We start from the raw sequence: 12,674 nt of genomic DNA, 5'->3' as shown, positions 1-12,674 counted from the left end.
TTCCACCGTGTGACCGGATCAGCCCTGGACCCAGCCGCGAACGCGGGAGCCGCCACCTTCGCCACCGGGCCAGCCGCCGAAGCCCGGCCCGTCCCACGGTCCGCCGCGACCACGCCCGTGGCCGTGCCCGCCGTGCCCTTGTCCGCCGCGTCCACGACGCGGCCTGTCCCACGGCCCGCCGCGTCCGCCGCCGCGCAGCGCGCCCTGCACGGCCTGCGCGACGAAGGTGTTCAGCGACACGCCCTGGGCGGACGCGGCCTGCTCGGCCTGGGACTTGATCTCCTCCACCAGCCGCAGGGTGATGCGGCTGATGTCGCCGTTGTCGCCGCTGGGCGGCGGAGGCGGCGGTGGTTCGGCCTCGTCCTCGGTGTGCGACGGGCTGCCGCCGCCGCTGACCACGACGCGTACGTCGCGGCCGTCCAGTCGGAGGTCCACGACCTGACCGTCGAGGTTCGTCGTGACCTCGGCTGCCAGGTCGGACAGTGCGTTCATGATCGCCAGCCGTGCGGCCGGCTCGATCGCGCCGGACAGCACCGCCGCCGTCTGCCGCGTCTGGTCGTCGCCGGCGGCAGCGGCGGAGGTGAGGTCTTCGCGAAGCTGGTCGATGTACGGGTTCAAGTCCATGACACCACTATGGCGGCATCCGTGGCGTCATGCAAACACACGATGGTGTCAACTGGCGTCAGGCGATCTTGTCGGGCCAGCCGGTTAGGCTTTCGGGCAACACATGGGGAGTCGTGAGAAGCAGGAAAGGGGCACGCCCGTCGTGACCGAGATCGTGCGGCCGAAAGTGCAGCTGATCGGCAAGACCGAGTTCTTCCCGCCGGAAGACGTGGACTGGTCGACCGACGCCGACGGTGGGCAGGCGCTGGCCGAGTTCGCCGGTCGTGCGTGCTACCAGTCGTGGCGCAAGCCGAACCCGGCGACCGCCACCAACGCCGGGTACCTCAAGCACATCCTGGAGGTGGGGCACCTGTCCGTGCTGGAGCACGGAACGGTGTCGTTCTACCTGACCGGGATGTCCCGCTCGTTGACCCACGAGCTGATCCGCCACCGGCACTTCTCCTACTCGCAGCTCTCGCAGCGCTACGTCCCGGAGCGGGACGCGGCGATGGTCGAGCCCGACGTCATCGCCGAGGACCCGGAGCTGCACGAGAAGTTCGTGCAGGCCGCCGAGGCGAGCGTGCAGGCCTACAGCGACCTGCTGGCGGCGCTGGAGGAGAAGTTCGCCGACGAGCCGAAGATGACGCTGCGCCGCAAGCAGGCCCGGCAGGCGGCCCGCTCGGTGCTGCCCAACGCCACCGAGACCCGCATCGTGGTCAGCGGCAACTACCGCGCCTGGCGGCACTTCATCGCGATGCGCGCCTCCGAGCACGCCGACGTGGAGATCCGCGGCCTGGCCGTGGAGTGCCTGAAGCAGCTGCAGAAGGCGGTGCCGAACGTCTTCAGCGACTTCGAGATCACCACCCTCAAGGACGGCACGGAGGTGGCCTCCAGCCCCTTCGTGACCGAAGGCTGACGAACACCTGATCTGTGGTCGTTGTGCTTGGCGGTGCGGGTAGCGGAACCTGATACGCCTCCCGGACTCCGTGCGCCACTCCTGATGCACGTCCGATGCACGGCGTCGCGGCGTACTCGCCAGAAGACGTGTCAGAGCCCGCGGCGGTGCAGGTTGCGAGGGTGGTTTTCATACCTCGCGGCTGCGCCGCTCGCGCCCGTCGAAGTTTGAGGGACGGCACCCGCGTGACACCGCGGGTGCCGTTTTCGTCTCGATCGCGGACACGTCCGACGTTCGGGAAGATCGGCGTTTAGAGTGGGCGCCATGGGTGTCGCCAGCGAAGAACGCCAGCTGTTGTGCGAGCTGTTCGAGCAAGTCGGCCCGGACGCGCCGACGCTGTGCGAGGGGTGGACGACCAGGGACCTCGCGGTGCACCTGGTCGTGCGCGAACGCCGTCCGGACGCGCTGGCGGGCCGGCTGATCAAGGCGCTGGCCGAGCGCGGTGAGCGCGCCGAGCAGGAGCTGCGCGAGCTGGCCTGGCCGGAGCTGGTCGACCAGGTGCGGCAGGGGCCGCCCAAGTGGAACCCGATGAGCATCGGTGGGGTCGACGAGACGGTCAACGCCGCCGAGTTCTTCGTGCACCACGAGGACGTGCGCCGCGCACAGCCCGGCTGGCAGCCGCGCCCGTCCGACGAGGCCCGCGACGAGGCCCTGTGGAAGTCGCTGGGCAGGGTCGCGCGGATGTTCTACGGCCGCAGCCCGGTGGGCGTGGTGCTGCGCCGCACCGACGGCACCGAGATCCCGGCCAAGCGCGGCCCGCGCACGGTGCGCATCGTCGGCGAGCCCAGCGAACTGCTCCTGCAGGCGTTCGGCCGGCGTGAAACCAAGGTCACCTACGAGGGCAACGAGGCCGACATCATGGCCATGCAGGACCTGCGCCGCTCGTTCTGAAGAACTGCTCGTCAGAGCACCGCTGGGCCGAAAGAAACACGGCCTTTCGGGCCCGTCGGAAACGCCCTTCCGGCGGGCTCGGTTCAGCTCGGTCCGGCTGTCTTCAGCAGGTCCCTGACCAGGTAGCGTCAGGACCATGACCGACTGCCCCACCGCCATTCCGGGCCGCCCGTTCGGCCGCGTCCTGACCGCCATGGTCACGCCGTTCGACGAAGACGGAAAGGTCGACCTCAAAGTGGCGCAGGAGCTCGCCGCTTACCTGGTCGACAACGTCGGCAACGACGGGTTGGTCGTCAACGGCACCACCGGTGAGAGCCCCACCACCACCGACCAGGAGAAGGAACAGCTCCTGCGCGCGGTGGTCGAGGCCGTGGGCGACCGGGCGACCGTCGTCGCCGGTGCCGGCACGAACAACACCGAGCACTCCGTGGAGCTGGCGCGCTCCGCCGAGAAGGCCGGTGCGCACGGCCTGCTGGTCGTGACCCCCTACTACTCCCGGCCGCCGCAGGAAGGCCTCTACCAGCACTTCTGGACCGTCGCCGACGCCACCGACCTGCCGGTGATGCTCTACGACATCCCGCCGCGCAGCGTGGTGCCGATCCAGGTCGACACCCTCAAGCGGCTGGCCGAGCACCCGCAGATCGTCGCGGTCAAGGACTCCAAGCACGACCTGTGGGCGGGCAGCGAGGCGATGAACGACGCGGGTCTGGCGTACTACTCCGGCGAGGACCCGCTGAACCTGCCGTGGCTGTCGGTGGGTGCGGTCGGCTTCGTGAGCGTGATCGGCCACGTGGTCGGCGACCGGCTTCGCAAGATGCTCGACGCCTACGAATCCGGTGATGTCGCAAGCGCTCTGGAAGTCCACAAGGGACTCCTCCCGGTCTACCGGTCGATGAACTTCGTCGGTGGCGTCATCTTCGCCAAGACGGCTCTGCGGCTGTGCGGCTACGAGACGGGGCAGCCGAGGCTGCCGCTCCCGGCCGCCACCGAGGAGCAGGTGCGGTTGATCACCAGTGACCTGTGGGATGCTGGTTTGGTATTGGTCAACCCGGACGCAGCACAGAGGTGACACAGCGTTGAGCGCACAGGCGACAGCCACCGAGTACCACCCGGTGACGCCGACTTCGTCGGCACCACCACGCCCGCTGGCCGAAGGTGGTCTCAGGGTCGTCGCGCTCGGTGGCATCGGCGAGGTCGGCCGGAACATGACGGTCTTCGAGTACGAGGGCCGACTGCTGATCGTCGACTGCGGCGTGCTGTTCCCGGAGGACGACCAGCCCGGCGTGGACCTGATCCTGCCGGACTTCGGCGCGATCGAGGACCGGCTGGACGACATCGACGCCCTGGTGCTCACGCATGGCCACGAGGACCACATCGGCGCGGTGCCGTTCCTGCTGCGGCTGCGGCCGGACCTGCCCGTGGTCGGCTCGAAGTTCACGCTGGCGCTGCTGGCGGCCAAGTGCCGCGAGCACCGGCTGAGCCCGCAGCTGATCGAGGTCGCCGAGGGTCAGCGCAGCGCGCACGGCTCCTTCGACCTGGAGTTCTTCGCGGTCAACCACTCGATCCCGGACGCGCTGGCGGTGGCCATCCGCACGCCCGCCGGGGTCGTGCTGCACACCGGTGACATCAAGCTGGACCAGCTGCCGCTGGACAACCGGCTGACCGACCTGGCGGGGTTCTCCCGGCTGGGCGACGAGGGCGTCGACCTGTTCCTGGTCGACTCCACCAACGCGGAGGTGCCGGGCTTCGTCACGCCGGAGCGCGAGATCGGCCCGGTCCTGGACCGGGTGATCGGCAAGGCGACGCAGCGGGTCATCGTGGCCTGCTTCGCCAGCCACGTGCACCGCGTGCAGCAGGTGCTGGAGGTCGCCCAGTCGCACGGCCGCAAGGTCTGCTTCGTGGGCCGGTCGATGGTGCGCAACATGGGCATCGCCGCTGATCTGGGCATGCTGGACGTGCCGGAGGGCCTGCTCGTCGACCTGGACCGGGCGCTGGAGATGCCGGAGTCCGAGGTCGCGTTCGTCTCGACGGGGTCGCAGGGCGAGCCGCTGTCGGCGCTGTCGCGGATGGCGCGCGGCGAGCACCGGCAGATCAGCATCCGCGCCGGTGACACGGTGGTGCTGGCGAGCTCGCTGATCCCGGGCAACGAGACGGCCGTGTTCGGCGTGGTCAACGGACTGGTCCGGCTGGGCGCCCAGGTGGTGCACCAGGGCCACGCGAAGGTCCACGTCTCCGGTCACGCTTCCGCCGGCGAGCTGCTGTACCTGTACAACGCGGTGCGCCCGAGCAACGTGATGCCGGTGCACGGCGAGTGGCGCCACCTGCGCGCGAACGCCGAGCTGGCCCGGTTGACGGGTGTTCCCGCTGATCGCGTGGTCATCGCCGAGGACGGCGTGGTGGTCGACATGGTGGACGGCATCGCGAGCATCGCGGGCCGCGTCGAGGTCGGTCACGTCTACGTCGACGGCCTGTCGGTGGGCGACGTCGGCGAGTCGACGCTGTCGGACCGGTTGGTGCTGGGCGAGGGCGGTTTCATCGCGATCACCGTCGCGGTGGACGCGACGAACGGGCGCGCGGTCTCGTCGCCGACGATCTCCGGCCGCGGTTTCTCGGACGACCCGAAGGCGCTGGACGAAGTGGTGCCGCTGGTGGAGATGGAGCTGGCGCGCACCGAGGCCGAGGGCATCACCGACACGCACCGCATCGCGCAGTCGGTGCGGCGGGTCGTGGGCCGCTGGGTGGCCGAGAAGTACCGCCGCCGCCCGATGATCGTGCCGAACGTGCTTCCCCTCAGTTCCTGATCTCGTAGCTGGAACGGGGTGGCTCGGAAATCCTTCCGGGCCACCCCGTTCGCACATCCGCATCACCCCGGGTAACCGGCTCGGCTGGGTGGACATCATGATCGGTGCTCGTTTCCGATAGCCCGTTACCCGGTCGTGCGGGAGTCCTCTGAGGAATGCCCGATATCGCCGTGCACCCTGGGTGTTTTTGAAAACCTCACGAGTGGAGTCCGTGGCACGTTGGCGTGACCCACCGAGCTGGGTGGCAAGTCCGCTGCCAGGGTGAATCCCGCCGGTTCGAGCTCGCTTCGTTCCGCTGGAAAACCACTCGCCAAGATTGGGGTCTGAAGGTGCGTACTTCCGCTCGACTTTTCGGCGCTGCCGCCGCTGCAACTGCACTCATGGCCATCGGGGGCCCGGCATTCGCTGACAGCTCGGACAACGACGGGGTCAACCTGCTCAACGACAACAACGTGAGCGCCGTGCCAATTCAGCTGTGCGGCAACAACGCCGCGGTCCTCGGGGTGACGGCTCCGATCGCGTCTCCGCAGGACAGCGCCTGCGTCAACGCGCCGATCACCGAAGGCTGAGCCGACTCGGCACCGCCAAGAGGGGCTGATCTCCTGGGAGAGGTCAGCCCCTCTTCACGTCTCAGTGCCTGTTTCTGGACTCGTTGTGCGTGGCGGTGCGGGTAGCGGAACCTGACACGCCTTCTGGACTCCGTGCGCCACTCCTGATGTAGGCCACTACACGGCGTCGCGGCGTACTCGCCAGATGACGTGTCAGAACCCGCGGCGGTGCGAGCTGCTCATGTGGTCTTCACCCCTCGCGGCTGCGCCGCTCGCAAGCGATTCTGCAACGTTGTTCACACGCGAGCGGTGGGGCGGGTGAGGAGCCGGATCATCTCGTTAATCGTGCCGACGAGCTTCCGCGAGTCGGCCGGTGCCAGCGTGTACCACTCGCGGCCGTCGCGACCCGGCTTGCGCTGGGCCAGGTAGCAGCCGGCTTCGGTGGCGAAGAACTGCAGGTTGAACGGCAGCGAACGGGTCCGCCGGACCTTCTGGTCGTAGGCGCGCACCGTGATGAGCCCTTCCAGGCTGCGCTTCGCGGTGAAGGCGTTCGTCAGCGCTTTCGCTTGCGCACCACGCACTCCGGCGTAGCCCAGCGCCGAGGACAGGGTCCGCGCGGAGCCGCCCATCCGCGTGGTCACCTGCTCCAGGTGCGCGTAGGGGATCGACACCGACGCGTCCTCGGCGGCGGTGACCTTGCGGAGCAGGTTGATGGCGTTGCCCGCCGGACCACCGTGCTCGTGCCGCTTGATGCGGATGTCCCGCAGGTCGTCGGGGGTTTCGCCGTCGGCCTGGTACGCCTGGACAGTGCTGCGGCCGTACTCGACGAGCACGGCGTTGAAGTCCTCGCCCTCGCGCGCGTGGACCGCGACCCCGATCGCCAGCGGCGGCCGGGCCAGCAGGTGGACGGCCTCCTCGACGAACGGGTGCAGCTCGTCCCCGTCGAACAGGCTCTGCTGGATGAGCTGGCGCCGACCGAGTTCGGCCGCCTCGCGGCGGTCGTTCTCGGTGGCGTCCAGCGGCAGCCAGCCGACCCGCAGCAGGGGGTGCAGCTGCAGGTCGAACCGGGTGCAGAGGTAGTTCGCTGCGGCGGGAGGCAGGCTCAGTTCACGCCTGGCCACGAATCACCGGCCTTGGTGGGCGTCACCGAAGACGGGTGGTGCGGTGCGCTGCATGTCGTTGGTGAACACGTCGTCCTGCTCGACGAGCCAGCCGGGACGCTGGTGCTCCTGCTCCTCGGACTCGCCCTGCTTGCCGCGCCCGGCACCGGCACCCGCCCCGGGTGCACCGGCCTGGCCACCACGACCAGCGGCACCACCGGAGGCGTTCGCACCACCGGCGCCACCGAGACCGCCCATTCCGGCCCGTCCACCGGCACCGCGACCCGCGGGCGCGCCTGCGCCTTCGGCGCCGCGACGACCACCGGGGCCGCCGTTGGGGGAGGGGGCCCAGCGACCGTTGTAGGGGTTCTGCCGCTCCCACGCGCCGGTCTGCGGGTTCTGCCGGAACAGCGTCCCGTCGGGACCGCGCACGACACCCGGCGGAAGTCCGGGAGCCGTCGGGGTCGGCGTCGCCCAGGACGGGTTCGACGCGGCCGGCGCGGACGGGGCGTGCACCGCGGGCGCGGCGCTCGGAGCCGATGCCCAAGCCGACGACGTGCTGGACGGTGCGGAGTGGGTGCCACCCGAGTACGAGGAACCGCTGTCACCAGCGGAATACGTGCTCGAAGTCGGGTAGGACGACACCGGCGGAGCCGCGGGCGGCGGCTGGTCGGCGGGCTGGAACTCCGGCAGCCGCGCGATCACGCCCTCGGTCTGCTGGCTGTAGCGCTCCATGACCTGGTTGGCCTGCTGGTTGGTGTCCACGTAGGCCTGCTGCCGGTCCTCGTAGTCCGACATCCACCCGGTCACCGGGTTCGAGTCGAGACCCCAGTCCTCGACCCACCCCTTCTGCGGCGGGTCGAGAATGGCGCCCTGCCCGCTCGGCAACGGGTCATCCTTGACCGGCAGAGCCTGAAAAGCCTCACGCTGGTAGGTGTTCTGCTCCTCCAGGGCGGCTTTGACCCCGCGCGAGGTGGTCGCGGCGTTCTCAGCCAGCGGCTTGATCTCAGAGATCGAAGCATTCGCGGCGTCGGCGGCCGCACCTGTGTGAGCGGCTTCAGCAGAGCGCAGAGCTGCCTCGACGTCCAGAGCCATCTGATCGAAGGCCTTCGCGACGTCCTCCCACGCCTTCACACCCTTGTCCGAGGGTGCGGGGAGGCTGACCGCCTCAGGAGAACCGCCCATCTGCTTGCGGTACTCCTTGGCGCTACTCGCGTAGCACATGTCCAGCATTGTTGTTGTCCCCAGTACTCGTTACTTGGCTGCGGGCCAGGTCGGAACGGAGCTCTCCAGTGCCTTCTGAGTGAGGGCGCACGGATCGGTGATGTTGGTTTGGGTGGCGAACGAATGGACCACCTGACCATCCGCTGCGCCTAGGAAGATCGAGCACGCGCCGTCCTTCGCCGGGTCGCCCTCGTTAGCGCGAACTGCCGGGTGATCGGCGATCGTCAATTCCTGGAAGTCCGGGTACTGCGACTTGCTGTCGTAGTAGGTCTTGATCGACCGATCAGTGAGGACGCTCAGCCTTACCGAGTCTTTGCCATCCGGCGAACGCCACACGCATGCCTCAGCGGAGTCACCGATTTTCGGGCCGTCGTCCATCTGCCCCGCCGGGGCGACACCAAGCGACGTCGCGGCTTCAGGGGGGAGCAAGCTGCACAGATCAGCTGAGGAAAGGTCCTTCGGATTGCTGATCGGGGGCCCTGCGGGCTGGGTTTGCTGAGGTGCGGGGGTCTCAGTCCCGGTGCCGGAGCACGCTGCCAAAAGAGCGGTCAGCACGGTACCGGCAGCTACGGCGCCGCCACGCTTGAGCAAGCTCATCTTCGCTTTCACGTCCCGATCATGCCTCTTGGTGGAGCCGGTTCACATTGGCCGCAGCGGCATCGTCATTGCGCTGATATTCGTCGAGAACCGCCTGGTAGGCGCTGATCTTCTCATCCAGCTTCGTGCGGAGTTGCTGCGCGATCATCGACAGGGAACCGCTCTCGGCGGTCGCGCGATCCTGAATGGCCTTGCGCGCCTGGCCGGTGTAGGTGTCGTCTGCGGTCAGCTCGCCGGGCTTAACTTCTCGCGCCTGGGCGAGCAAGCTGTCCACATCGTTCTTGATCCTCGTGAGCTGCGAGATCGCACTCTGCAGACCCTCTGGATCGACTACGAACCCGGCCACGGCGGTGTTCCCCCTACTTCGAATGACACGTCCGGCTTGGGTCCATCTTCGGCGATCACCTGTGGTGATCACAGCGTTTTGGACCGGCGCACATTATGAACGCGATCACCCTACTGAGTGAGCCGATTCGGGGACCGCATCACCTGGATGTCGCAATCCGCAGCCGGGGTCTGGCGCTGAACTGGGCATTCGCACCGGTCACTTCGGCGATGGGAGTTGCCCGCAGGTGAGGACGTGCGAAGGGGCGCCTCGGTCGTCGAGGCGCCCCTTCGCAGTGGTGGTCTTCAGCTCTTGGGGGTCCTGAGGCGGGTTAAGAAGGTGGACCAGGTGGCGTTGTCGAAGACCAGGGTTCCGCCGTTCCGGTCCTTGGTGTCCCGGACGCCGATGGCGGTGCTGGTGATCGCGACTTCGACGCACTCGTCCTGCGTCGCGCTGTAGCTGCTCTTGAACCACGTCGCGTCCGAGAGGACACGTCCTTCGATCATGGTGCGACCTCGCGTCTACTCCGAGTACTGGTTGCGCACCGATCGTAGGACTTTCAGAGAGTCTTTCGGAGAGAGTGAAGCCGCCTGCAACTGATCCCACAGTCTGGCGTAGGCCATGACCGCGTCCTTGGCGTCCAAGTAGCGCGCGTCGTCCAGGCATTCGACGTAGACGAATTCCAGCGGAGCAGCGATCCCGTTCGACGGGATGCGAAGCATGGTGAAGCCGTACGAGGTCCCGCCTGGAGGCGCTTCCACGTCGAAGGGCAGCACCTGGACGTTGATGTTGTGCTGCAGGGCCATCTCGGCGAGGTGGTCGAGCTGGTCGCGCATGACCTCGGGGGTTCCGACCCTGCGGCGCAGGCACGATTCCGACAGCACGAACGAGGCGGTCGGCGGCTCGTCCCGCGTCAGGATCGCCTGCCGTTCCTGCCGCGCGGCCACGTTGGCGTCGATGTCCTCGCTCTCGCGCCTGGCCGAGGAGGTGTCCATCGCCCTGATGTACCCCTCGGTCTGCAGGATTCCCGGCACGATCTCGCCTTTGACCTGGCGGATCTCCTCGGCGTCGGTTTCCAGGTCGACGTACATGCGGAACCACTCGGGGAAGACCGCGCGGTAGTCGCCCCAGCGGCCTCGGCTGCTGCGGGTCTTGGCGAGCTCGAACATCCACTGCATCTCGTCGGGATCGACCTCGTAGAACTCCAGGAGGAGTTTGAGGTCTCCCTTGGAGATGCCGCCCTGGCCCAGTTCCAACCGGCTGATCTTGCCGATTCCGGCGTCCAGGGCCTCGGCGGCTTCGGCCTGCTCCCGGCCGGCTTTGATGCGCACGTGGCGCATTTCGTTGCCGAGCTGAAGTCGCCGCACGGTGGGTGTCGCCATCGATCGCCTCCGAATCCGATCTTGTTCACTCGCCAGTGTTCCGGATTCCGGTTCGCGGGAACATCACTCGATTCGGCAATTCCGTAATCCGCGATCGCAGATTTAAGTTGATCAGCACAGTCGATCTGACAGAGCGGAGTGCGCCGATGAACTTCGAGCCAGCGCGGCATTACTGGCTGCCGACCCCGAGTCCGGATTCCGGCGTCTTCGCGCGCCACGCGTTCCGGGGGCGTCGTTGGGAACGCCAGTCGGCCGACACGACCGTCTGCGGTGTCGAAGTCGCGATGGCCACTCCCACCGACCTCGACTGGGTCACGGCCCCCACCTGCGCGGACTGCAACCGGACTCTCCGAGAGCTTTCCTGAACTCGTTGTGCGTGGCGGTGCGGGTGGCGGAACCTGACACGCCGCCTGGACTCCGGGCGCCACTCCTGATGTATGTCCAGTGCACGGCGTCGCGGCGTCCTCGCCAGATGACGTGTCAGAACCCGCGGCGGTGCCGGTTGCGCAGGTGGCTCTCACGTCTCGCGGCTGCGCCGCTTGCACGCGGCGCAGAGGCACTTCTTCTGCCGGATTTCCACGCCCGCACCTGAAGCCCGTTTCGACGCCCACTTCCCCCCGACAGGCGTCGAAACCGCGAAGGTCGGCCGACACGCCCTCTCCCCACGTGTCGGCCGACCACCCCGATGGTGATTCGGTCAGGTCGCCAGGATCTGCTTCCGGATCTCGGGTTTGAGGACCTTGCCGATCTTCGACCGAGGGAGATCGGGCCAGATCTCCAGCTGCTTGGGCGCTTTCACGCTGCCCAAACGCTCCTTGACGAACGCCGCGAGCTCGTCGGGCTCGGCCCGCCCACCGGCGCGCAGCTGCACCACCGCCGTGACCCGCTCGCCCCACTTCTCGTCCGGCAGACCGAGCACGGCGCAGTCCTGCACGGCGCCGTGCTCGCGCAGGGCCTGCTCCACCTCGGCGGAGTAGACGTTGAACCCGCCGGTGATGATCATGTCCTTGGCGCGGTCGACGATGAACAGGAAGTTCTCGGCGTCGAGGTAGCCGATGTCGCCGGTGTGGTGCCAGCCGTGCGCGCTGACTTCCTCGGTGGCGGACGGGTTCTCGTGGTAACCGGCCATGACCAGCGGGCCGCGCACCACGATCTCGCCGCGCTCGCCCCTGGGCAGCAGCGCACCGGACTCGTCCATGACCGCCACCTGCGTCAGCGGACTCGGCCTTCCCGCGGACGAAAGCCGTTCCACCGCCACCGAACCGTCCTCGCGGAAGTGATCCGCCGGGGCCATCGTGGCGATCATGTTCGGCGCCTCGGTCTGCCCGAAGAGCTGGCCCAGCACCGGGCCGATCCGCTCCAGGGCCTCCCGCAACCGGGTCGGTGACATCGGTGCGGCGCCGTACCAGAGGCAGCGCAGCGAACTCAGGTCCGTCGTATCGAGGTCGGGGTGGTCGAGCAGCCCGTAGATCACCGTCGGAGGCAGGAACGCGTGCGTGATGCGGTGCCGTTCGATCAGCCGCAGGAACTCGCCCAGATCCGGCTCCGGCATGATGACGATCTCGCCGCCCAGCGACAGGATCGGCCAGGTCAGCACGCCTGCCGAGTGGGTGAGCGGAGCCAGCGCCAGGTACCTCGGGCGGTCGCCGAACGGGTAGCTCATCAGCGTCAGCGCGGTCGCCGTGGCCATGTTGGTCCCGGTCAGCCGCACGCCCTTCGGCTCGCCCGTCGTGCCACCGGTTCCGGCGAGCATGCACAGCTCGTCACCTGCGACGGCCGGGCCCTGGCGGACGGGATCGCCGAGCTCGATCCAGTCGGAGAAGGTCAGCGCGCCGTCGACCTCCCCGTCCAGGCAGACCAGGGTGAGCAGTTCCGGCAGCTCGTGGCGGATGCGCTGCACCAGCGGAGCGAACCGCTCCTGGAACAGCAGGCAGCGGCAGCCGAACATCGACAGCAGCTGCCGGTTCTCCGCCGCCTCGTTGCGCGGGTTCACCGGGCACCACACCGCGCCCGCGCGGGAGATCCCGAAAACGCTGGTCAGGGCGAGCGGATCGTTGCCCGACAACACCGCGACGCGGTCTCCGGGCCGGATTCCCGAGGCCATCAGAGCCCTGGCCATCCGCCAGGACGCGTCCTGCACCTCGGCGTAGGTCAGCGATTCCCCGTTCGTGGTCAGGCAGGGCCGGTCGTCTCCGAGCGAAGCCCCTTTGTCCAGGTATTCGGCCAGCTGCACGGCTACCTCGCTGGG

At 68.3% G+C, this 12,674-nt stretch carries 14 protein-coding genes; 6 read left to right on the top strand and 8 right to left on the bottom strand.

Translation table 11 applies throughout. The annotated features are described in order from the left end of the window. Positions 1 to 18: 18 nt before the first annotated feature. Positions 19 to 624, bottom strand: coding sequence for a toxin-antitoxin system HicB family antitoxin (locus tag E1202_RS18850; RefSeq protein ID WP_132684463.1), 606 nt, complete (start codon positions 622 to 624; stop codon positions 19 to 21). A gap of 142 nt (positions 625 to 766) precedes the next feature. Here E1202_RS18850 and thyX point away from each other — a divergent pair, with 142 nt between their 5' ends. The 5 genes from thyX (at position 767) to E1202_RS18825 (ending at position 5,819) form a co-directional block, all read left to right on the top strand. After that, entirely contained in the window at positions 767 to 1,519 is a 753-nt protein-coding gene (thyX, locus tag E1202_RS18845) for an FAD-dependent thymidylate synthase (protein ID WP_132674783.1), read from the top strand. Between the two features lie 303 nt (positions 1,520 to 1,822). Further along, positions 1,823 to 2,449: a TIGR03085 family metal-binding protein gene (locus tag E1202_RS18840; protein WP_132684462.1), complete on the top strand. Its 627-nt coding sequence runs from the start codon at positions 1,823 to 1,825 to the stop codon at positions 2,447 to 2,449. Between the two features lie 136 nt (positions 2,450 to 2,585). After that, positions 2,586 to 3,518 carry a 4-hydroxy-tetrahydrodipicolinate synthase gene (dapA, locus tag E1202_RS18835; protein WP_132674787.1) on the top strand — a complete coding sequence of 311 codons (933 nt, stop codon included), beginning with the start codon at positions 2,586 to 2,588 and terminating at the stop codon, positions 3,516 to 3,518. A 43-nt stretch (positions 3,519 to 3,561) separates the two neighbouring features. Then, positions 3,562 to 5,250 carry a ribonuclease J gene (locus E1202_RS18830; protein ID WP_132684494.1) on the top strand — a complete coding sequence of 563 codons (1,689 nt, stop codon included), beginning with the start codon at positions 3,562 to 3,564 and terminating at the stop codon, positions 5,248 to 5,250. Positions 5,251 to 5,630: 380 nt separating this feature from the next. Further along, a complete protein-coding gene (locus tag E1202_RS18825) occupies positions 5,631 to 5,819 on the top strand; it encodes a hypothetical protein (RefSeq protein ID WP_132684461.1) in 189 nt (62 codons plus the stop codon). Positions 5,820 to 6,094: 275 nt separating this feature from the next. Here E1202_RS18825 and E1202_RS18820 read toward each other — a convergent pair whose 3' ends face one another. The 6 genes from E1202_RS18820 to E1202_RS18795 all read right to left on the bottom strand — a co-directional run bounded on the left by E1202_RS18820 (position 6,095) and on the right by E1202_RS18795 (position 10,426). Next, on the bottom strand, positions 6,095 to 6,919 hold the full coding sequence (locus tag E1202_RS18820) for an ESX secretion-associated protein EspG (protein ID WP_132684460.1): 825 nt from the start codon (positions 6,917 to 6,919) through the stop codon (positions 6,095 to 6,097). 3 nt (positions 6,920 to 6,922) lie between these two features. Then, a complete protein-coding gene (locus E1202_RS18815) occupies positions 6,923 to 8,122 on the bottom strand; it encodes a hypothetical protein (RefSeq protein ID WP_207918761.1) in 1,200 nt (399 codons plus the stop codon). Between the two features lie 30 nt (positions 8,123 to 8,152). Next, positions 8,153 to 8,731 carry a DUF3558 domain-containing protein gene (locus tag E1202_RS18810; protein ID WP_132684459.1) on the bottom strand — a complete coding sequence of 193 codons (579 nt, stop codon included), beginning with the start codon at positions 8,729 to 8,731 and terminating at the stop codon, positions 8,153 to 8,155. 7 nt (positions 8,732 to 8,738) lie between these two features. Next, complete coding sequence (locus E1202_RS18805; RefSeq protein WP_132684458.1) at positions 8,739 to 9,065, bottom strand: hypothetical protein; 327 nt, start codon at positions 9,063 to 9,065, stop codon at positions 8,739 to 8,741. Between the two features lie 284 nt (positions 9,066 to 9,349). Next, on the bottom strand, positions 9,350 to 9,550 hold the full coding sequence (locus E1202_RS18800; protein WP_132684457.1) for a DUF397 domain-containing protein: 201 nt from the start codon (positions 9,548 to 9,550) through the stop codon (positions 9,350 to 9,352). Positions 9,551 to 9,565: 15 nt separating this feature from the next. Next, the gene (locus tag E1202_RS18795; protein WP_132684456.1) at positions 9,566 to 10,426 is read right to left on the bottom strand and encodes a helix-turn-helix domain-containing protein; all 861 of its coding nucleotides are present in this window, start codon (positions 10,424 to 10,426) and stop codon (positions 9,566 to 9,568) included. A gap of 146 nt (positions 10,427 to 10,572) precedes the next feature. Between E1202_RS18795 and E1202_RS18790 the strand changes: the two genes are divergently transcribed. Next, a complete protein-coding gene (locus E1202_RS18790) occupies positions 10,573 to 10,791 on the top strand; it encodes a hypothetical protein (protein WP_132684455.1) in 219 nt (72 codons plus the stop codon). Between the two features lie 332 nt (positions 10,792 to 11,123). Here the strand turns inward: E1202_RS18790 and E1202_RS18785 are convergent, their stop codons facing one another. Then, a complete protein-coding gene (locus E1202_RS18785) occupies positions 11,124 to 12,659 on the bottom strand; it encodes an acyl-CoA synthetase (RefSeq protein WP_132684454.1) in 1,536 nt (511 codons plus the stop codon). Positions 12,660 to 12,674 lie beyond the last annotated feature (15 nt).

The sequence above is a fragment of the Saccharopolyspora karakumensis genome (assembly GCF_004349225.1).
Classification (GTDB): Bacteria; Actinomycetota; Actinomycetes; order Mycobacteriales; family Pseudonocardiaceae; genus Saccharopolyspora; species Saccharopolyspora endophytica.
Note: the sequence above shows the minus strand (reverse complement) of the source record. Positions and strands in the feature narration are given on the sequence as shown.